This window comes from Streptomyces mangrovisoli, from assembly GCF_000974985.2.
Classification (GTDB): domain Bacteria; phylum Actinomycetota; class Actinomycetes; order Streptomycetales; family Streptomycetaceae; genus Streptomyces; species Streptomyces mangrovisoli.
In genome coordinates this window covers 1-19,351 of sequence record NZ_LAVA02000037.1, presented here as the reverse complement: position 1 = coordinate 19,351, position 19,351 = coordinate 1, and the positions used below count along the sequence as shown (strand labels likewise).

The 19,351-nt window shown below is 71.4% G+C and carries 18 protein-coding genes; 1 reads left to right on the top strand and 17 read right to left on the bottom strand.

What is annotated here, in order from left to right; translation table 11 throughout:
* Nucleotides 1-240 precede the first annotated feature (240 nt).
* The 13 genes from metK to pyrR all read right to left on the bottom strand — a co-directional run bounded on the left by metK (nt 241) and on the right by pyrR (nt 14,746).
* Nucleotides 241-1,449, bottom strand: a complete 1,209-nt coding sequence (metK, locus tag WN71_RS17535) for a methionine adenosyltransferase (protein WP_046583184.1) — start codon at nt 1,447-1,449, stop codon at nt 241-243.
* A 239-nt stretch (nt 1,450-1,688) separates the two neighbouring features.
* The gene (gene coaBC / locus WN71_RS17530) at nt 1,689-2,891 is read right to left on the bottom strand and encodes a bifunctional phosphopantothenoylcysteine decarboxylase/phosphopantothenate--cysteine ligase CoaBC (RefSeq protein ID WP_046583182.1); all 1,203 of its coding nucleotides are present in this window, start codon (nt 2,889-2,891) and stop codon (nt 1,689-1,691) included.
* Between the two features lie 134 nt (nt 2,892-3,025).
* The gene (gene rpoZ, locus WN71_RS17525) at nt 3,026-3,295 is read right to left on the bottom strand and encodes a DNA-directed RNA polymerase subunit omega (RefSeq protein ID WP_023842852.1); all 270 of its coding nucleotides are present in this window, start codon (nt 3,293-3,295) and stop codon (nt 3,026-3,028) included.
* A 93-nt stretch (nt 3,296-3,388) separates the two neighbouring features.
* The gene (gene gmk / locus WN71_RS17520) at nt 3,389-3,982 is read right to left on the bottom strand and encodes a guanylate kinase (RefSeq protein ID WP_046583175.1); all 594 of its coding nucleotides are present in this window, start codon (nt 3,980-3,982) and stop codon (nt 3,389-3,391) included.
* A gap of 72 nt (nt 3,983-4,054) precedes the next feature.
* Nucleotides 4,055-4,378 carry an integration host factor gene (locus tag WN71_RS17515; RefSeq protein WP_003977346.1) on the bottom strand — a complete coding sequence of 108 codons (324 nt, stop codon included), beginning with the start codon at nt 4,376-4,378 and terminating at the stop codon, nt 4,055-4,057.
* Nucleotides 4,379-4,709: 331 nt separating this feature from the next.
* A complete protein-coding gene (gene pyrF / locus WN71_RS17510) occupies nt 4,710-5,555 on the bottom strand; it encodes an orotidine-5'-phosphate decarboxylase (RefSeq protein ID WP_046583172.1) in 846 nt (281 codons plus the stop codon).
* The gene (locus WN71_RS17505) at nt 5,552-6,658 is read right to left on the bottom strand and encodes a quinone-dependent dihydroorotate dehydrogenase (RefSeq protein WP_046583171.1); all 1,107 of its coding nucleotides are present in this window, start codon (nt 6,656-6,658) and stop codon (nt 5,552-5,554) included. Before WN71_RS17505 ends, pyrF begins: the two co-directional genes overlap by 4 nt.
* Nucleotides 6,659-6,779: 121 nt before the next feature.
* A complete protein-coding gene (carB, locus tag WN71_RS17500) occupies nt 6,780-10,088 on the bottom strand; it encodes a carbamoyl-phosphate synthase large subunit (protein WP_046583168.1) in 3,309 nt (1,102 codons plus the stop codon).
* Nucleotides 10,081-11,253 carry a glutamine-hydrolyzing carbamoyl-phosphate synthase small subunit gene (gene carA, locus WN71_RS17495; RefSeq protein WP_046583166.1) on the bottom strand — a complete coding sequence of 391 codons (1,173 nt, stop codon included), beginning with the start codon at nt 11,251-11,253 and terminating at the stop codon, nt 10,081-10,083. Before carA ends, carB begins: the two co-directional genes overlap by 8 nt.
* A complete protein-coding gene (locus WN71_RS17490) occupies nt 11,250-11,819 on the bottom strand; it encodes a PH-like domain-containing protein (protein ID WP_046583165.1) in 570 nt (189 codons plus the stop codon). Before WN71_RS17490 ends, carA begins: the two co-directional genes overlap by 4 nt.
* Nucleotides 11,816-13,102: a dihydroorotase gene (locus WN71_RS17485; protein WP_046583164.1), complete on the bottom strand. Its 1,287-nt coding sequence runs from the start codon at nt 13,100-13,102 to the stop codon at nt 11,816-11,818. Before WN71_RS17485 ends, WN71_RS17490 begins: the two co-directional genes overlap by 4 nt.
* A gap of 5 nt (nt 13,103-13,107) precedes the next feature.
* Complete coding sequence (locus tag WN71_RS17480; RefSeq protein ID WP_046583163.1) at nt 13,108-14,088, bottom strand: aspartate carbamoyltransferase catalytic subunit; 981 nt, start codon at nt 14,086-14,088, stop codon at nt 13,108-13,110.
* 88 nt (nt 14,089-14,176) lie between these two features.
* Entirely contained in the window at nt 14,177-14,746 is a 570-nt protein-coding gene (gene pyrR / locus WN71_RS17475; RefSeq protein WP_046583161.1) for a bifunctional pyr operon transcriptional regulator/uracil phosphoribosyltransferase PyrR, read from the bottom strand.
* Nucleotides 14,747-15,000: 254 nt separating this feature from the next.
* Here pyrR and bldD point away from each other — a divergent pair, with 254 nt between their 5' ends.
* A complete protein-coding gene (bldD, locus tag WN71_RS17470) occupies nt 15,001-15,504 on the top strand; it encodes a transcriptional regulator BldD (RefSeq protein WP_046583159.1) in 504 nt (167 codons plus the stop codon).
* A 290-nt stretch (nt 15,505-15,794) separates the two neighbouring features.
* Here bldD and nusB read toward each other — a convergent pair whose 3' ends face one another.
* From nusB to WN71_RS17450, 4 genes are all read right to left on the bottom strand, one after another.
* Nucleotides 15,795-16,229 carry a transcription antitermination factor NusB gene (gene nusB / locus WN71_RS17465; protein WP_046583158.1) on the bottom strand — a complete coding sequence of 145 codons (435 nt, stop codon included), beginning with the start codon at nt 16,227-16,229 and terminating at the stop codon, nt 15,795-15,797.
* A 2-nt stretch (nt 16,230-16,231) separates the two neighbouring features.
* The gene (gene efp / locus WN71_RS17460; protein WP_046583156.1) at nt 16,232-16,798 is read right to left on the bottom strand and encodes an elongation factor P; all 567 of its coding nucleotides are present in this window, start codon (nt 16,796-16,798) and stop codon (nt 16,232-16,234) included.
* Between the two features lie 52 nt (nt 16,799-16,850).
* Nucleotides 16,851-17,957 carry an aminopeptidase P family protein gene (locus tag WN71_RS17455; protein ID WP_046583154.1) on the bottom strand — a complete coding sequence of 369 codons (1,107 nt, stop codon included), beginning with the start codon at nt 17,955-17,957 and terminating at the stop codon, nt 16,851-16,853.
* Between the two features lie 112 nt (nt 17,958-18,069).
* Complete coding sequence (locus tag WN71_RS17450) at nt 18,070-19,002, bottom strand: Pro-rich N-terminal domain-containing protein (RefSeq protein ID WP_079177925.1); 933 nt, start codon at nt 19,000-19,002, stop codon at nt 18,070-18,072.
* Between the last annotated feature and the right edge of the window lie 349 nt (nt 19,003-19,351).

Sequence of the window (19,351 nt, the reverse complement as noted above, 5' to 3'; positions counted from 1 at the left end):
TGCGGGCCGGTGGGGGCCGTTCGCGCAGTTCCCCGCGCCCCTTGGGTTGCTGCGGCGCAGCTTCTTCAGGGGCGCGGGGAACTGCGCGAGCAACCACGACGGAGCCGCACAGTCACCACAGGCCGGTGGGGCCTGAGCGCGCAGTTCCCCGCGCCCCTGAAGGGGCGCGGGGAACTGCGCGAACGGCCACGACGGCGTCGCACCCGGGCGCGCGGCCGACCCCCGTCAGGGGAGCCGGACCTACAGACCGACAGCCGCGCGCAGCGCGTCCACGCGGTCCGTGCGCTCCCACGTGAAGTCGGGCAGCTCACGGCCGAAGTGACCGTAGGCGGCCGTCTGGGCGTAGATCGGCCGCAGCAGGTCGAGGTCGCGGATGATCGCGGCCGGACGCAGGTCGAAGACCTCGTCGATCGCCTTCTCGATCTTGTCGGTGTCGACCTTGTGCGTGCCGAAGGTCTCCACGAACAGACCGACCGGCTCGGCCTTGCCGATCGCGTAGGCGACCTGGACCTCGCACCGGGAGGCGAGCCCCGCGGCGACGACGTTCTTGGCGACCCAGCGCATCGCGTAGGCGGCCGAGCGGTCCACCTTGGACGGGTCCTTGCCGGAGAAGGCGCCGCCGCCGTGGCGGGCGAAGCCGCCGTACGTGTCGATGATGATCTTGCGGCCGGTCAGCCCGGCGTCGCCCATCGGGCCGCCGATCTCGAAGCGGCCGGTCGGGTTCACCAGCAGGCGGTAGCCCTCGGTGTCGAGCTTGATGCCCTCGTCGAGGAGCGCCTTGAGCTCGGGCTCGACCACGAACTCCCGGATGTCGGGCGCGAGCAGCGACTCCAGGTCGATGTCGGAGGCGTGCTGCGAGGAGACCACGACCGTGTCGAGGCGGACGGCCTTGTCGCCGTCGTACTCGATGGTGACCTGGGTCTTGCCGTCGGGGCGCAGGTAGGGGATCGTGCCGTTCTTGCGCACGTCCGACAGGCGCTTGGACAGGCGGTGCGCCAGGAAGATCGGCAGCGGCATGAGGGTGGGCGTCTCGTCCGACGCGTAGCCGAACATCAGGCCCTGGTCGCCCGCGCCCTGGCGGTCGAGCTCGTCCTCGTCGCCCTCGACCCGGGACTCGTACGCCGTGTCGACACCCTGCGCGATGTCCGGGGACTGCGAGCCGATCGACACCGAGACGCCGCATGAGGCGCCGTCGAAGCCCTTCTTCGACGAGTCGTAACCGATCTCGAGGATCTTCTCCCGCACCAGCTGGGGGATCGGCGCGTACGCCTTGGTCGTGACCTCGCCGGCCACGTGCACGAGGCCGGTCGTGATCAGCGTCTCCACGGCGACCCGGGAGGTCGGGTCCTCGCGCAGAAGCGCGTCGAGAATGGTGTCGCTGATCTGGTCAGCGATCTTGTCGGGGTGGCCCTCGGTGACGGACTCCGAGGTGAACAGGCGACGGGACACAACGCTCCCTGGGGTTGCAGCGGCTGCTGGCTGATCATGGTCGGACGGCTCGGGAGCTGCGCCCGGCGCCGTCCGGTAACAGTTTATCGGTCGCGCTCGGCCACGGGCTCATCTGTCTCGCCTGACGGGAGCCCTGTGACCTGCGGCACGGGCATTCTGCCCAAAGGTCACGCGGGTCCGCCAGGGGAGCCACGCCGGAATATACGAGGTTTCGGGGGCCTGTGGAGCGCGTGAAACTTTCACCCGATCCGGCGTGTCACGAGATCCCACACGGTTTCGGCCAAGGCCTCCTTCGGCCCGTACGGCACCGGCGTCTCGCTGCCGTCGGCGCCCAGCACGACCGCTTCGTTCTCCTCCGACCCGAAGGTCTTGCGCTCCCCCACCTCGTTGACGACCAGCAGGTCGCAGCCCTTGCGGGCGAGCTTCCTGCGGCCGTTGGCGAGGACGTCGTCGGTCTCCGCGGCGAAGCCCACGACGACCTGTCCGGGGCGCGCCCGGTCGGCCGAGATCTCCGCGAGAACGTCCGGATTACGCACCAGGACGATCGGGTCCGGTTCCCGGTCGTCCTTCTTCTTGATCTTCCCCGCCGCGTAGGCCGCGGGGCGGAAGTCGGCGACGGCGGCGGCCATGACCACCGCGTCGGCGTCCGCGGCGGCCTTGACCACGGCCTCGCGCAGCTGGAGGGCGGTGCCGACCTGCACGACATCCACACCCGCCGGGTCCGGCAGGGCGGTGTTGGCGGCGATCAGGGTGACCCGGGCGCCGCGGGCGGCGGCCGTGCGCGCGAGGGCGTAGCCCTGCTTGCCCGAGGAGCGGTTGCCGAGGAAGCGGACCGGGTCGAGCGGCTCGCGGGTGCCACCGGCGCTGACCACGACATGACGGCCCGCGAGGTCGGGCTGGGCGGCGCCGCGGGCCAGCACGCGGCGGCAGATCTCGAAGATCTCCGCCGGGTCGGGGAAGCGGCCCTTGCCGGTGTCGACGCCGGTGAGGCGGCCCACCGCGGGCTCGATGACGACGGCGCCGCGGCGGCGCAGGGTCGCCACGTTCTCCTGGGTGGCCGGGTGCTCCCACATCTCGGTGTGCATGGCGGGGGCGAAGACGACCGGGCAGCGGGCCGTCAGCAGGGTGTTGGTGAGCAGGTCGTCGGCGAGGCCGTGGGCGGCCTTGGCGAGCAGGTCGGCGGTGGCGGGGGCGACGACGACCAGGTCGGCGTGCTGCCCGATGCGGACGTGCGGCACCTCGTGGACGCTGTCCCAGACCTCGGTGGAGACCGGGTTGCCGGACAGCGCGGACCAGGTCGCGGCGCCGACGAAGTGCAGGGCGGAGGCCGTGGGCACGACGCGGACGTCGTGGCCGGACTCCGACAGCCTTCTGAGCAGCTCACAGCCCTTGTAGGCGGCGATGCCGCCGCTGACTCCCAGAACGACCTTGGGCTTGTCCACCGTCTCTCCCCGGACCTCGGTTGCGTACATCCATGACACACCACAGGCCCGGCAGTCACGCTGCCGGGCCTGTGGACAAAGTCACTCGCGGTACGAATGTCGTACTGCCGTACCGCCGCGACCTGCTGGTTTCGTTACGCCGGGCCCTCGATGGCCTCGGACGTCAGCAGACCCGCGTTGATCTCGCGCAGGGCGATCGAGAGCGGCTTCTCGTGGACGTGGGTGTCGACGAGCGGACCGACGTACTCGAGGAGGCCCTCGCCGAGCTGCGAGTAGTACGCGTTGATCTGACGGGCCCGCTTGGCCGCGTAGATCACGAGGCTGTACTTCGAGTCGGTGGCCTCGAGGAGCTCGTCGATCGGCGGGTTGATGATGCCCTCGGGCGCGGTGATGGAAGAGGACACGCTCTACCTTCCGATAAGGGGGAAAGAATCAGTCGGTGCGATCGCTCGCCCGGCGCTGTCCGTCGGGCCTGTCGGCCGAACCGCCGGAAACGATCACACAACGTCCATCAAGGCTAGCAGCTCGCGCGCCACGTCCTCGACGGAGGTGTTGACCAGGGTCACGTCGAACTCCGGCTCGGCCGCGAGCTCGACCCGGGCCGCCTCCAGGCGACGCTCGATCACCTCGGGCGATTCGGTGCCCCGGCCGGTGAGCCGGCGCACCAGCTCCTCCCAGGAGGGAGGGGCGAGGAACACGAGCCGGCCCTCCGGCATGGTCTCGCGGACCTGCCGGGCTCCCTGGAGGTCGATCTCCAGCAGGACGGGCACCCCGGACTCCAGGTGCTCCAGGACCGCCGCGCGCGGCGTGCCGTAGCGGTTGCCCGCGAACTCGGCCCATTCGAGCAGCTCGCCGTTGGCGATGAGCTTGTCCATCTCGTCGTCGGTGACGAAGAAGTAGTGGACGCCGTGCTTCTCACCCGGGCGGGGCTTGCGGGTCGTCGCCGACACCGAGAGCCAGACCTCGGGGTGCGCCTTGCGCATATGAGCGACGACCGTGCTCTTGCCGACCCCGGAGGGGCCGGAGAGCACGGTCAGCCGCGGACGTACGTCCGGGGGCACGGGGGTCGTCCCCCGGAATGTTGCAGCCATGCGGCGATTATTCCAGCAATCCCGCAGTGCCCGGGTCCTCCCGGCCGGGAGGACCCGGCCGGGGAACCGGACTCAGGAACCGGTGCTGCCGAACTCGCGCTCCAGGGAGGCGATCTGGTTGGAACCGAGGCCGCGCACGCGGCGGCTCTCGGAGATGCCGAGTCGCTCCATGATCTGCTTGGCGCGGACCTTGCCCACGCCCGGCAGGGACTCGAGCAGCGCGGAGACCTTCATCTTGCCGATGACGTCGTTCTCCTGGCCCTGCTTGATGACCTCGTGCAGGGAGGCGCCGGAGTGCTTGAGTCGATTCTTGACCTCGGCCCGCTCCCGGCGAGCCGCGGCGGCCTTTTCGAGCGCGGCTGCGCGCTGTTCAGGGGTAAGGGGCGGAAGAGCCACGCCTACGTCACCTCGGATGTCGAACTGTCGGATACGGACCGGTGAGGAACCTAGTCGCCCCACACCTGGGGAGCCGCGAACAACACGCTTGCACGCGAGCCCCCACTGACTGGAGGGCGTGGGAGGTGCCCTCACTCGTCGGAGACTAGCGGTCAAGGCCGCCGGAGTCAGCGAGAACAGCGGAAAAGTCCTGGTCAGCCTCCGTCAGGCTGGACATATAGGACAAACCGGTCCGGATTTGAGGATGTATTCAGACTCCGGCGGGCCCGCGACGCCCCGCCCGAGGCCTCGAACAGGTGCTCTGAGGGGCGTCGCGGACCTCGGGTGGACGTCAGCCGGCCGCCACCGCGGCGCGCACCTCGTCCGCGAAACGGTCCGCGGCGTCACGCAGAGCCACCACATCGGGCCCGTGGCGCAGCACGCCGCGGCTGACGTTCGGCACGACATTGCGCAGCGCGGAGCCGAAGACCGCCGGAAGATCGGCCGCGGTGGCCCCCTGGGCGCCGACGCCGGGCGCGAGGAGCGGGCCGTTGATGTCGAGGTCGTACGACGACAGGTCACCGAGCGTGGCGCCGACGACGGCGCCGAAGGAGCCGAGCGGCTCCTCCCCCGCGTTCTCCATCGCGAGGTGGGCGAGGATCGTCGCCCCGACCGTGCGCCCGTCCTCCCGCACCGCGTGCTGCACCTCGCCGCCCTCGGGGTTGGAGGTGAGCGCCAGCACGAACAGCCCGGTGCCGTTCTCGCGGGCCAGCGCGACGGCCGGGCTCAGCGAGCCGTAGCCGAGGTACGGCGAGACGGTCAGGGCGTCGGAGAACAGCGGGGCGTCCTTGTGCAGGAACGCCTCCGCGTACCCGGCCATGGTGGAGCCGATGTCGCCGCGCTTGGCGTCCATGACCACCAGGGCGCCGGCCGCGCGCGCCTCCTGGACGCAGGCCTCCAGCACGGCCCAGCCGCGCGAGCCGAAGCGCTCGAAGAAGGCGCTCTGCGGCTTCAGCACGGCGACCCGGTCGGCCGTCGCCTCGACGACGGTGCGGCTGAACCGCTCCAGACCCGCGACGTCGTCGTTCAGGCCCCACTCGGCCAGCAGGGAGGCGTGCGGGTCGATGCCCACGCACAGCGGGCCGCGCTCGTCCATCGCGCGGCGCAGCCGGGCACCGAAGGGTTCGAGCACCGTCATCCGTTCTTCCTCACGTCGGCGCCGACCGCGTCGGCGAGGGTGGCGTACGGGCTGGTGCGCAGGCGCGCGGCGAGCCCCTTGTGGATCGCGCGGCCCCAGAAGGGCCCCTCGTAGATGAAGGCGCTGTAGCCCTGGATCAGGGTGGCTCCGGCGAGAATGCGCTCCCAGGCGTCCTCGGCGGTCTCGATGCCGCCGACGCCGACCAGGGTGATGCGGTCGCCCACGCGCGCGTAGAGGCGGCGCAGCACCTCCAGGGAGCGCGCCTTGAGCGGGGCGCCGGACAGGCCGCCGGTCTCCTTGACCAGGGCGGGCGACGAGGTGAGGCCGAGGCCCTCGCGCGCGATGGTGGTGTTGGTGGCGATGATCCCGTCCAGGCCCAGCTCCACGGCCAGGTCCGCGACGGCGTCGACGTCCTCGTCGGCCAGGTCGGGCGCGATCTTGACCAGCAGCGGGACCCGGCGGCCGGTGACCGCGCGGTCGGCGGCCTCGCGGACCGCGGTCAGCAGCGGGCGCAGCGCCTCGGTCGCCTGGAGGTTGCGCAGGCCGGGCGTGTTCGGGGAGGAGACGTTGACGACGAGGTAGTCGGCGTGCGACGCGAGGCGCTCGGTCGACTTCACGTAGTCGCCGATCGCCTCCTCCTCGGGGACGACCTTGGTCTTGCCGATGTTGACGCCCACGACGGTCTTGAAGACGGGTTCACGGGCGGCGAGCCGGGCGGCGACGGCCTGGGAGCCCTCGTTGTTGAAGCCCATGCGGTTGATCAGCGCGCGGTCGGGGACCAGGCGGAACAGTCGCTTCCTGGGGTTGCCCGGCTGCGGCTCGCCGGTGACGGTGCCGATCTCGACGTGGTCGAAGCCCAGCATCGACATGCCGTCGATCGCGACGGCGTTCTTGTCGAAGCCCGCGGCGAGGCCGAAGGGGCCGTGCATGCGCAGCCCGAGAGCCTCGGTGCGCAGCTCCTGGTAGCGGGGGGCGAGGGCGGCGGCGACGAAGGTGCGCAGCACGGGGATGCGGGCGGCGAGGCGGATCCAGCGGAAGGCCAGGTGGTGGGCCTGCTCCGGGTCCATCCGCCGGAAGACCAGACGGAAGAAGAGCTTGTACATGGGTGGTCCTTACACGGAGGGGGGACGCCGTCTCCGGAGTCCCCCCTCAGTCGGGCGCCCCTGAGGGACGCGGGGAACCGCGCGGCCGGCCGCAACCGGCCCGCGGTCTCACTTCGACCTTTCAGTCCCTCGCGGCGATCAGCCTCTCCGCGTGTTCCTGGAGCGAGCGGACGCCCACGTCGCCGTGGTTGAGCGCGTCGATGCCCTGCACCGCGGCGGCGAGCGCCTGGACCGTCGTCAGGCAGGGTACGGACCGCGCGACGGCCGCCGTGCGGATCTCGTAGCCGTCGAGGCGGCCACCGGTGCCGTACGGCGTGTTGACGATGAGGTCGACCTCGCCGTCGTGGATGAGCTGGACGATGGTCCGCTCACCGTTGGGGCCGGGGCCCTCGGACTGCTTGCGCACGACGGTGGCGTTGATGCCGTTGCGCCTGAGCACCTCGGCCGTGCCGGATGTGGCCATCAGCTCGAAGCCGTGGGCGACCAGCTCGCGCGCCGGGAAGATCATCGAGCGCTTGTCGCGGTTGGCGACCGAGATGAACGCGCGGCCCTTGGTGGGCAGCGGGCCGTACGCGCCCGCCTGCGACTTGGCGTACGCCGTGCCGAAGACGGAGTCGATGCCCATGACCTCGCCGGTGGAGCGCATCTCCGGGCCGAGGACCGTGTCGACGCCGCGGCCTTGGATGTCGCGGAAGCGCGACCACGGCATGACGGCCTCCTTGACGGAGATCGGCGCGTCGAGCGGGAGCTCGCCGCCGTCGCCCTGGGCCGGCAGCAGGCCCTCGGCGCGCAGCTCGGCGACGGTCGCGCCCAGCGAGATGCGGGCGGCGGCCTTCGCGAGCGGCACCGCGGTCGCCTTGGAGGTGAAGGGGACCGTGCGGGACGCGCGCGGGTTGGCCTCCAGGACGTAGAGGATGTCCCCGGCCATGGCGAACTGGATGTTGATCAGGCCGCGCACGCCGACGCCCTTGGCGATCGCCTCGGTGGAGGCGCGCAGCCGCTTGATGTCGAAGCCGCCGAGGGTGATCGGGGGCAGCGCGCACGCCGAGTCGCCGGAGTGGATGCCGGCCTCCTCGATGTGCTCCATGACGCCGCCGAGGTAGAGCTCCTCGCCGTCGTAGAGCGCGTCGACGTCGATCTCGATGGCGTCGTCGAGGAAGCGGTCGACGAGCACCGGCCGGGAGGGGCTGATCTCGGTCGACTCCTCGATGTAGGAGGCGAGGCGGGTCTCGTCGTAGACGATCTCCATGCCGCGGCCGCCGAGGACGTACGAGGGACGCACCAGGACCGGGTAGCCGATCTCGTCGGCGATGGCCTTGGCCTCGGCGAACGTGGTGGCGGTGCCGTGCTTGGGGGCGGGCAGACCGGCCTCGGCGAGCACCCGGCCGAAGGCGCCGCGGTCCTCGGCGGCGTGGATGGCCTCGGGCGAGGTGCCGACGATCGGCACGCCGTTGTCCTTGAGCGCCTGGGAGAGGCCGAGCGGGGTCTGGCCGCCGAGCTGGACGACGACGCCGGCGACCGGTCCGGCCTGCTGCTCGGCGTGCACGATCTCCAGCACGTCCTCCAGGGTGAGCGGCTCGAAGTAGAGCCGGTCGGAGGTGTCGTAGTCGGTGGAGACGGTCTCGGGGTTGCAGTTGACCATCACGGTCTCGTAGCCCGCGTCGCTGAGCGCGAAGGAGGCGTGGACGCAGGAGTAGTCGAACTCGATGCCCTGGCCGATGCGGTTGGGGCCGGAGCCCAGGATGATCACCGCGGGCTTCTCGCGGGCCGCGACCTCGTTCTCCTCGTCGTAGGAGGAGTAGAAGTACGGGGTCCTCGCGGCGAACTCGGCGGCGCAGGTGTCGACCGTCTTGTAGACCGGGCGGATGCCCAGCGCGTGCCGCACCTCGCGGACGACGTCCTCGCGCAGGCCGCGGATCTCGCCGATCTGCTGGTCGGAGAAGCCGTGCCGCTTGGCCTCGGCGAGCAGCTCGGCGTCGAGCTTGTCGGCCGCGGCGAGCTCGTCGGCGATCTCCTTGATGAGGAAGAGCTGGTCGACGAACCAGGGGTCGATCTTCGTGTACGCGAAGACCTCCTCCGGGGTGGCGCCGGCGCGGATGGCCGCCATGACGGTGTTGATCCGGCCGTCGGTGGGGCGCACGGCCTCGCGCAGCAGCTCGTCCTTGTCGCCGGTCTCGCCGACGAAGGTGAACTGGCTGCCCTTCTTCTCCAGGGAGCGCAGGGCCTTCTGGAAGGCCTCGGTGAAGTTGCGGCCGATGGCCATGGCCTCGCCGACCGACTTCATCGTGGTGGTGAGGGTGGAGTCGGCCTGCGGGAACTTCTCGAAGGCGAAGCGGGGGGCCTTGACGACGACGTAGTCGAGCGTGGGCTCGAAGGAGGCCGGGGTCTCCTGGGTGATGTCGTTCGGGATCTCGTCGAGGGTGTAGCCGACGGCGAGCTTGGCGGCGATCTTGGCGATCGGGAAGCCGGTCGCCTTGGACGCGAGGGCCGAGGACCGGGAGACGCGCGGGTTCATCTCGATGACGATGATGCGGCCGTCGTCGGGGTTGACCGCGAACTGGATGTTGCAGCCGCCGGTGTCGACGCCGACCTCGCGGATGATCGCGATGCCGATGTCGCGCAGCCGCTGGTACTCGCGGTCGGTCAGCGTCATGGCCGGGGCGACGGTGATGGAGTCGCCGGTGTGCACGCCCATCGGGTCGAAGTTCTCGATGGAGCAGACGACCACGACGTTGTCGTTCTTGTCGCGCATCAGCTCCAGCTCGTACTCCTTCCAGCCGAGGATGGACTCCTCCAGGAGCACCTCGGTGGTCGGGGACAGCGTCAGGCCCTGGCCGGCGATGCGGCGCAGCTCCTCCTCGTCGTGCGCGAAGCCGGAGCCGGCGCCGCCCATGGTGAAGGAGGGGCGCACGACGACGGGGTAGCCGCCGAGCGTGTCGACGCCGGCGAGGACGTCGTCCATGGAGTGGCAGATGACCGAGCGGGCGGACTCGCCGTGGCCGATCTTCTCGCGCACGGCCTCGACGACGCCCTTGAACAGGTCGCGGTCCTCGCCCTTGTTGATGGCCTCGACGTTGGCGCCGATCAGCTCGACGCCGTACTTCTCCAGCACGCCCTGCTCGTGCATGGAGATCGCGGTGTTGAGGGCCGTCTGGCCGCCGAGGGTCGGCAGCAGGACGTCCGGGCGCTCCTTGGCGATGATCTTCTCGACGAACTCGGGGGTGATCGGCTCGACGTAGGTGGCGTCGGCGATCTCCGGGTCGGTCATGATCGTCGCCGGGTTGGAGTTGACGAGGATGACGCGGAGGCCCTCGGCGCGCAGCACGCGGCAGGCCTGGGTGCCGGAGTAGTCGAACTCGGCGGCCTGGCCGATGACGATCGGGCCGGAGCCGATGACCAGGACGGACTGGATATCGGTGCGCTTAGGCACGCTGGCCCTCCATCGGAGCTGTGTTCATCAAAGACGTGAAGCGGTCGAACAGGTAGGCGGCGTCGTGCGGGCCGGCGGCCGCCTCGGGGTGGTACTGGACGCTGAAGGCCGGCCGGTCCAGGAGCTGGAGGCCCTCGACGACGTTGTCGTTCAGGCAGACGTGGGAGACCTGGACCCGGCCGAAGGGGGTGTCGGTCGTCCCGTCGAGCGGGGCGTCGACGGCGAAGCCGTGGTTGTGCGCGGTGACCTCGACCTTGCCGGTCGTACGGTCCTGCACCGGCTGGTTGATGCCGCGGTGGCCGTACTTCAGCTTGTAGGTGCCGAAGCCGAGGGCACGGCCGAGGATCTGGTTGCCGAAGCAGATGCCGAACAGCGGGGTGCCGCGCTCCAGCACGGCGCGCATGACGGCGACCGGGTGGTCGGCGGTGGCCGGGTCGCCGGGGCCGTTGGAGAAGAACACGCCGTCGGGGTTGACGGCGTAGATGTCCTCGGCGGTGGCGGTGGCGGGCAGGACGTGCACCTCGATGCCGCGTTCGGCCATCCGGTGCGGGGTCATGCCCTTGATGCCGAGGTCGACGGCGGCGACGGTGAACTTCTTCTCACCGATCGCGGGGACGACGTACGCCTCCTGGGTGGCGACCTCGGCGGAGAGGTCGGCGCCCTTCATCTCGGGGGCCTGGCGGACCTCGGCGAGCATGGTGCCCTCGTCGGGCAGCGCGTTGCCGGAGAAGATGCCGACGCGCATGGCGCCGCGCTCGCGCAGGTGGCGGGTGAGGGCGCGGGTGTCGATGCCGGAGATGCCGACGACTCCCTGGGCGCGCAGCTCCTCGTCGAGGGAGCGGCGCGAGCGCCAGTTGGAGGGCACGCGCGCGGGGTCGCGGACCACGTATCCGGCGACCCAGATGCGCTTCGACTCGGGGTCCTCGTCGTTGACGCCGGTGTTGCCGACGTGCGGGGCCGTCATCACGACGACCTGGCGGTGGTACGACGGGTCGGTCAGCGTCTCCTGGTAACCGGTCATGCCGGTGGAGAACACGGCCTCGCCGAAGGTCACCCCCGAGGCCCCGTAGGCGCGGCCGCGGAACATCCGGCCGTCCTCCAGGACGAGTACGGCAGGAGCTGCTTTGTGCCTCTGCGAGGCAGCTCCCTGGGTGGGGGTCGTCATCGTTCGGCGCCTTCCGTGCTGGGTGTGTTGATCATGGAGTTGATGGCCTCGACCCACGCGTGGTGCTCGGCCGCGTGGTCGGAGCGGAAGCCGGAGTCGATCAGCCGGTCCCCGTGCGCCCAGGTCACCACGAGCAGGCCGCCCTCGGTGAGCACCTTGCCCGCGATGCCCTTGTCGAGCCGGGCCTCGCGCAGCGCGGCGGCGGGGACGAAGAAGTCGGCCGCCCCGGGGCGTACGACGTCGAGCCCCTCGTCCGTGAGGGTGAGCTCGGCCCGGCTGCGAGTGCCGAGGCCGCGCGCCACGATGCGGTCGAGCCACTGTCCGGCGGTGGTGGAGCCGTGGTAGCGGCCGCTCATCGTCAGTCTCGCCGGACCGGGCTCCTCCGGCGCGGTGGGGAGCTCCGGGAGGTCGCTCTGGAGGGTGCCGCGCCACTTCCAGCCCTCGCGCATCAGCCAGTAGACGAGGGCGACGAAGAGGGCCAGTCCGACGAGCCAGCCGATCCGCGCGGACCAGTCGGTGACCTGGGCGGAGTGCTTCCCGGCAGCGAGCAGGGTTTCAGGTGTCACGTGAGCTTCCCGTCGACGAGCGTGGCCTTGCCCCGGAGCCAGGTGTGCGTCACACGGCCCGGCAGCTCACGCCCCTCGTAGGGGGTGTTGCGGCTGCGCGAGGCGAAGCCCGCGGGGTCCACCGATCCACGGTATGCCGTGTCGACCAGCGTGAGGTTCGCGGGCTCGCCTGCCGAGACGGGACGTCCATGGCCGGCGGCCTGGCCGATCCGGGCGGGCGCGACGGACATGCGGTCGGCGACCTGCGCCCAGTCGAGGAGCCCGGTCTCCACCATGGTCTCCTGGACCACCGACAGCGCGGTCTCCAGGCCCACCATGCCCATGGCGGCCGCGGCCCACTCGCAGTCCTTGTCCTCGTGCGGGTGGGGGGCGTGGTCGGTGGCGACGATGTCGATCGTGCCGTCGGCGAGGGCCTGGCGCAGCGCGTGCACGTCGGCCTCGGTGCGCAGCGGCGGGTTGACCTTGTAGACCGGGTTGTAGGTGCGCACCAGCTCGTCGGTGAGGAGCAGGTGGTGCGGGGTGACCTCGGCGGTGACGTCGATGCCGCGGGACTTGGCCCAGCGGACGATCTCGACGGATCCGGCGGTGGACAGGTGGCAGATGTGCACGCGGGAGCCGACGTGCTCGGCGAGCAGCACGTCGCGGGCGATGATCGACTCCTCGGCCACGGCCGGCCAGCCGCCGAGGCCCAGCTCGGCCGAGACGATCCCCTCGTTCATCTGGGCGCCCTCGGTGAGCCGGGGCTCCTGGGCGTGCTGGGCGACGACGCCGCCGAAGGCCTTCACGTACTCCAGGGCGCGGCGCATGATCACCGCGTCGTCGACGCACTTGCCGTCGTCGGAGAAGACGGTGACACCGGCCGCGGAGTCGTGCATGGCGCCGAGCTCGGCGAGCTTCTTGCCCTCCAGGCCGACGGTGACGGCGCCGATGGGCTGCACGTCGCAGTAGCCGTGCTCGCGGCCGAGCCGGTAGACCTGCTCGACGACGCCGGCGGTGTCGGCGACGGGGAAGGTGTTGGCCATGGCGAACACGGCCGTGTAGCCGCCGCTCGCCGCCGCGCGGGTGCCGGTGAGCACCGTCTCGGAGTCCTCGCGGCCCGGCTCGCGCAGATGGGTGTGCAGGTCGACCAGGCCCGGCAGCAGCACCTTGCCCGCCGCCTCGACGACCTCCGCGCCCTCGGCGGACAGGCCGGTGCCGACGGCCTCGATCGTCTCGCCGTCGATCAGGACGTCCTGCGGCTCGCCGCCGAGGATCCTCGCACCACGGATCAGGATCTTGCTCATCTGTCTTACTTCTCCTCGGTGGTGCGGGCGTGGCTGACGGCGGGCTCGTTGCCGCCGAGCAGCAGGTAGAGGACGGCCATCCGGATGGAGACGCCGTTGGCGACCTGCTCGACGACCGTGCAGCGGTCGGAGTCGGCGACCTCGGCGGTGATCTCCATGCCGCGGACCATGGGGCCGGGGTGCATCACTATGGCGTGCTCGGGCATCCGCGCCATGCGGTCGCCGTCGAGGCCGTAGCGGCGCGAGTACTCGCGCTCGGTGGGGAAGAACGCGGCGTTCATGCGCTCGCGCTGGACGCGCAGCATCATCACCGCGTCGGACTTCGGCAGCACGGCGTCGAGGTCGTACGACACCTCGCAGGGCCAGCTCTCGACGCCGACCGGGACCAGGGTGGGCGGGGCCACGAGCGTGACCTCGGCGCCGAGGGTGTGCAGCAGGTCGACGTTGGAGCGGGCGACCCGGCTGTGCAGGACGTCGCCGACGATGGTGACGCGCTTGCCGGAGAGGTCCTGGCCGAGGCCGGTGTCGCGGCCGACGAGGCGGCGGCGCATGGTGAAGGCGTCCAGCAGGGCCTGGGTGGGGTGCTGGTGGGTGCCGTCTCCCGCGTTGACGACGGCGGCGTCGATCCAGCCGGAGGTGGCGAGGCGGTAGGGCGCTCCGGAGGCGCCGTGCCGGATGACGACGGCGTCGACGCCCATCGCCTCCAGGGTCTGCGCGGTGTCCTTCAGGGACTCGCCCTTGGAGACGCTGGACCCCTTGGCGGTGAAGTTGATGACGTCCGCGGACAGCCGCTTCTCGGCGGCCTCGAAGGAGATCCGGGTGCGCGTGGAGTCCTCGAAGAAGAGGTTCACGATCGTGCGGCCGCGCAGGGTCGGCAGCTTCTTGATGGGCCGGTCCGCGACCCGCGCCATCTCCTCGGCGGTGTCGAGGATCAGGACGGCGTCGTCGCGGGAGAGGTCGGCGGCCGAGATGAGATGACGCTGCATCTGTCAGGCTCCGTAAGGCAGTTCGTATTCGGGAGATTCCGGGCAGGCGAGGGCGCGGCGCACCCCGGAGGGTGTGCGCCGGGCGCCGCTACTGGTCGGGCTTGGCGCCGAGCAGCACGGTGTCGCGACCGTCCTCCTCGGCGAGCAGGACCTTGACCGTCTCCCGCAGCGACGTGGGGAGGTTCTTGCCGACGTAGTCCGCGCGGATGGGCAGTTCGCGGTGGCCGCGGTCGACGAGGACCGCGAGCTGGACGGCGCGGGGCCGCCCGATGTCGCCCAGCGCGTCGAGGGCGGCGCGGATGGTGCGGCCGGAGAAGAGCACGTCGTCCACGAGGACGACGAGGCGGCCGTCGATGCCGTCGCCGGGGATCTCGGTGCGGGCCAGCGCGCGCGGGGGGTGCATGCGCAGGTCGTCGCGGTACATCGTGATGTCGAGGGAGCCGACCGGCACCTTCCGGTCGGTGATCTCCTCCAGCTTGGCCGCCAGCCGCCGGGCGAGGAAGACGCCGCGGGTGGGGATGCCGAGGAGCACCACGTCGTCGGCGCCCTTGGCGCGCTCGACGATCTCATGGGCGATACGGGTCAGCACGCGTGCGATGTCGGGGGCCTCGAGTACGGGCCGGGCATCGGAGGGCGCCTGGTTCTGCTCAGTGTCCATACGAAACGGACCTCCTTCTCCGCCTCACGGGACGGACCTTAAAGGACGTCGGATTTGCGCCATCAAGATTAGCAGGCCGGGTCGGCGCGGTGGATCACCCCCCTGGCGTAATCGGCCACCGCCACCTCGGAACAGTCGGTGTGGACCATTCGGCTTGACGCATGAGAGTCACGCTGCGTAACCTCACAGTGAGTTACCAGCAGGGCGGCGGGAACCACTGCCGGCCCGCGTCGACACAGTGTCCGGGGAGCTATATGTCCAGCGAATACGCCAAACAGCTCGGGGGCAAACTCCGGGCCATCCGCACCCAGCAGGGCCTTTCCCTCCACGGTGTCGAGGAGAAGTCCCAGGGTCGCTGGAAGGCCGTCGTGGTCGGTTCGTACGAGCGCGGGGACCGCGCCGTCACGGTCCAGCGCCTCGCCGAGCTGGCGGATTTCTATGGCGTTCCTGTGCAGGAACTGCTGCCGGGCACCACGCCGGGCGGGGCCGCCGAGCCGCCGCCGAAGCTGGTGCTCGACCTGGAGCGCCTCGCCCACGTGCCGGCCGAGAAGGCGGGCCCGCTCCAGCGGTACGCGGCGACGATCCAGTCCCAGCGCGGCGACTACAACGGCAAGGTGCTGTCGATCCGCCAGGACGACCTGCGCACACTCGCCGTCATCTACGACCAGTCCCCCTCGGTCCTCACCGAGCAGCTGATCAACTGGGGCGTGCTGGACGCGGACGCGCGCCGCGCCGTGGCCACCCACGAGGAGAGCTGACCGCTCGCCCGTCCCGCAGAAACGTGCCGCCGGGGCGGCCGGAACTTCACGGTTCCGGCCGCCCCGGCGGCTTTCTACGGCCCCCTCGGCGCCCCTTCGGGCACCGGGAGCCACAAAGGCCCCACAGGCCCCCAGGGCCCCTTGCGAGGCGCGGTGGAGCCCCTTCAGGGGCGCGGGGAACCGCGCAGGGACACGCCGAGGAACGGCACAGGCACACGCCGAGGGGCCCGCAGCGGTGTTCGCTGCGGGCCCCTCGGCATGTCCCGTGCCGGCGGGGACGTACCCCGCGCTCAGGCCTCGTCGCGTCGCAGCGACGGCTTGAGGTCCTTGAGCCGGCCGAGCAGCCCGTTCACGAACGAGGGCGACTCGTCCGTGGAGAACTCCTTGGCCAGCTGCACCATCTCGTCGAGCACGACCGCGTCCGGGGTCTCGTCGACCCAGATCAGCTCGTAGGCGCCGAGGCGCAGGATGTTGCGGTCGACGACGGGCATCCGGTCGAGCGTCCACCCGACCGAGTACTGCGCGATGAGCTCGTCGATCCGCCCCGCGTGGTCGGCGTAGCCCTCGACCAGCTGCATCGTGTACTCGCTGACCGGCGGCTGCCGGCTGTCGTTGCGGGAGAGCCGGACCCAGTCCGCGAGGACCGTGAGGACATCGGCGTCGCGCTGGTCGCCCTCGAAGAGGATCTGGAAGGCGCGCTTGCGGGCCGTGTTGCGGGCAGCCACGGTTAGCTGTTCACCCGGCCGAGGTAGTCGCTCGTGCGGGTGTCCACCTTGATCTTCTCTCCGGTGGTGATGAAGAGCGGCACCTGGATCTGGTGGCCGGTCTCCAGCGTGGCGGGCTTGGTGCCGCCGGTGGAGCGGTCGCCCTGGACGCCCGGCTCGGTCTCCTGGACGACCAGCTCGACGGCGGCCGGGAGCTCGACGAAGAGCACCTCGCCCTCGTGCTGGGCGACGACGGCCGTGAAGCCCTCGATCAGGAAGTTCGCGGCGTCGCCGACGGCCTTGCGGTCGACCATGAGCTGGTCGTAGGTGTCCATGTCCATGAAGACGAAGTACTCGCCGTCCATGTACGAGAACTGCATGTCGCGCTTGTCGACGGTGGCCGTCTCGACCTTGACGCCGGCGTTGAACGTCTTGTCGACGACCTTGCCGGAGAGCACGTTCTTGAGCTTGGTACGCACGAAGGCCGGGCCCTTGCCGGGCTTGACGTGCTGGAACTCGACGACGGACCACAGCTGGCCGCCTTCGAGCTTGAGCACCAGGCCGTTCTTGAGGTCGTTCGTGGAAGCCACGGTTGCGGAATCTCCTGGACTGACGTGGACGACCCCGGGGCGCGCACTATGCCTAGAGTGCGAGCAGTTCCTTGGTCGTGATGGTGAGTAGCTCGGGTCCGCCGTCCGCCTCAGGGCGCACGACGAGCGTGTCATCGATCCGGACGCCGCCCCGTCCCGGGAGGTGGACCCCCGGTTCGACGGTGACCGGCACGCAAGCGTCCAGTTTACCCATGGCCGCGGGACCCAGCTGCGGGTCCTCGTCGATTTCGAGTCCGACGCCGTGTCCCGTCAGCGGCGGAAGGCCCTCGGTGTGCCCGCCGGAGTCCAGTACCTGGCGCGCCGCGCGGTCCACGTCACGGTAGGCGGCGCCCGGCACCAGGCTCTCCCGGCCGGCCCGCTGCGCGGCGAAGACCAGGTCGTACAGCTCGATCTGCCAGTCGGCGGGAGTGGTGCCGATGACGAACGTACGACCGATCTCGCAGCGGTAGCCGCGATAGGTCGCGCCGAGGCAGACGGAGAGGAAATCGCCCTCCTCCACCCTGCGGTCGGTGGGCCGGTGCGCGCGGCGGCCCGCGTTCGGGCCGGTGGCGACGGAGGTAGCGAAGGCCGGCCCGTCGGCGCCGTGGTCGACCAGGCGGCGCTCCAGCTCCAGCGCCAGATGGCGTTCGGTGCGGCCGACGAGGATCGACTCCAGCAGCTCGCCGAGCGCCTGGTCGGCGATCTCGGCGCCGATGCGCAGACAGGAGATCTCCTCCTCGTCCTTGACCACCCGCAGCTGCTCCACCGCCGAGCCGAGGTCCGCGACGCGCACGCGCGGCGCGACCGAGTGGATGGCCCGGTGCCGGGTGACGGTGAGGTGGTGCTCCTCGACGGCCAGGGAGTCGGCGGCCTGCGCCTCGGCCAGCCGGGCGGCGGCGACCGCGGGATCGCCCCCGGTGCGGGAGAGGGTGTGCACCCGCAGGGCCTCGTCCGGACGCCCGTCGGCCGGGCGGTCCTCCGGCGGTAGGGCACACACCAGCAGGTCCTCGGTGCTGCCCAGCAGCAGGACGGCACCGTGCGGTGCCGCGCCGGCGAGGTAGCGCACATTGGCGGGGCGGGAGACGAGCGCGGCCGCGTTGCCGGCCGCGCTGCACTGCTCCCTGAGCCGGTTGCGACGGATCGCGTGCATCTCTGACATGAGATGAGCGTAGGAGCGGTGGGCGATTTATGCCGTTTCTGGGGGTGCCGATCGGGGGACCGCCGTGCAGCGCCCGGCGCTCGGCGTGCGGCGCCCGAGGCGCGGGCGGCCGCTACCAGCTCGGCGGGCTGGCCAGGGAACGGGTCAGGACGTCGTCGAGCACCTTGGCCGTCTGGGGTACGTCGAGCTGGCTGTTGTCGATGATCGGCAGCCCGGAGCCGTACCAGCCGGCCATGCGGCCGTGGATGCGGGCGACCTCCTCGTCGGTGAGGCGGCGGTTGCCGCTCCGCTCGGCGTTGCGCTCCAGGACGATCTCCAGGCCCGGCAGCAGCACGACCGGCAGCAGGCCGGGGCCCACGTGGCGCTTCCAGCCGCCGAGGCCCACGACCGGGCGGTCCGGGAAGACCGCGTCGTCGAGGATGCACGAGATGCCGTTGGCCAGGAAGTTGCGGGCGGCGAACCCGCAGGTGCGGCGGGCCAGCCGGTACTGCGCCTCGGAGTTGTCGTTCCAGCCGGACTGTGGGTCGGCGAAGCCCGAGCGGACCCACTCGCGCACGTCGTCGAGGCTGATGTGGGCGGTCGGCACCCGGCGGTGCTCCGCCCAGTACTTGGCGACGCTGGTCTTGCCGGCGCCCGCCGGGCCGATCAGCAGCACCGCGAGGGTGGTGCAGGTCGGGTCGGGGACGGCGGCGGCCGGGGGCACGGCCGGCATGGGGACCGGGCCGCCGGGCGGCAGCGGCACATGGCCGGTGGTCTCCGGCGCCGGGGCGCCCGGGGGGTGCGGCGGCATGTGCGGACCGGCGGGCGGCACGGGCTGGTGGGCGGCGGGCGGTACCGGCGGATGCGGCGCCGGTGCCTGCGGCACGGGCGGGTGGGGGCCGGCGGGCGCTCCGGTGTAGCCGGGATGGGGCGCGGGTCCGGGGCCCTGGGGCGCGCCCTGGTACGGGGGCGGCCCCGGGTGGTGTGCGGCCGGCGACCAGCCGGCGGCCGGTCCGTGCCCCGGCTGATGGGGCGGCGGCAGCGGAGATCCCACTGCGTGCTGCATCCGGTGCCACTCCGTCTCGTACAGGCGATGGGCGCTGGCGGGCACGAGGTCACCGGCCCGCTCGCTACCGAACGGTACCGTCCCCCGGTGCCGTTTGGTGAAACGGCCGGGGGCGCCGACGAGTGCCCGGGGTCACAAACCCCGCGCACGGGGCGCCAGTTGCCCCCGCCCCGAAAGGGGCACGGGGAACTGCGCGCTCAGCCCCCACCGGGCCGCGGGCGAACTCGACACCATGGTCCTCTGCAGGTCCGTCGCGGCCGGTCGCGCAGTTCCCCGCGCCCCTGGGGGGTGTGCCCCGAGGGCGCTGCGGTCAGGACCGGCACCGGGCCCAGCGCCCCGAAAGGGGCGC

What these genes read in the sequence shown, in the direction of transcription:
- gmk (WP_046583175.1), bottom strand. Translation starts at nt 3,982, where the DNA reads ATGGCTGCAACATTCCGGGGGACGACCCCCGTGCCCCCGGACGTACGT.
- pyrF (WP_046583172.1), bottom strand. Translation starts at nt 5,555, where the DNA reads ATGACGGTGCTCGAACCCTTCGGTGCCCGGCTGCGCCGCGCGATGGAC.
- WN71_RS17505 (WP_046583171.1), bottom strand. Translation starts at nt 6,658, where the DNA reads ATGTACAAGCTCTTCTTCCGTCTGGTCTTCCGGCGGATGGACCCGGAG.
- carA (WP_046583166.1), bottom strand. Translation starts at nt 11,253, where the DNA reads ATGACGACCCCCACCCAGGGAGCTGCCTCGCAGAGGCACAAAGCAGCT.
- WN71_RS17485 (WP_046583164.1), bottom strand. Translation starts at nt 13,102, where the DNA reads ATGAGCAAGATCCTGATCCGTGGTGCGAGGATCCTCGGCGGCGAGCCG.
- WN71_RS17480 (WP_046583163.1), bottom strand. Translation starts at nt 14,088, where the DNA reads ATGCAGCGTCATCTCATCTCGGCCGCCGACCTCTCCCGCGACGACGCC.
- pyrR (WP_046583161.1), bottom strand. Translation starts at nt 14,746, where the DNA reads ATGGACACTGAGCAGAACCAGGCGCCCTCCGATGCCCGGCCCGTACTC.
- bldD (WP_046583159.1), top strand. Translation starts at nt 15,001, where the DNA reads ATGTCCAGCGAATACGCCAAACAGCTCGGGGGCAAACTCCGGGCCATC.
- WN71_RS17455 (WP_046583154.1), bottom strand. Translation starts at nt 17,957, where the DNA reads ATGTCAGAGATGCACGCGATCCGTCGCAACCGGCTCAGGGAGCAGTGC.
- WN71_RS17450 (WP_079177925.1), bottom strand. Translation starts at nt 19,002, where the DNA reads ATGCAGCACGCAGTGGGATCTCCGCTGCCGCCGCCCCATCAGCCGGGG.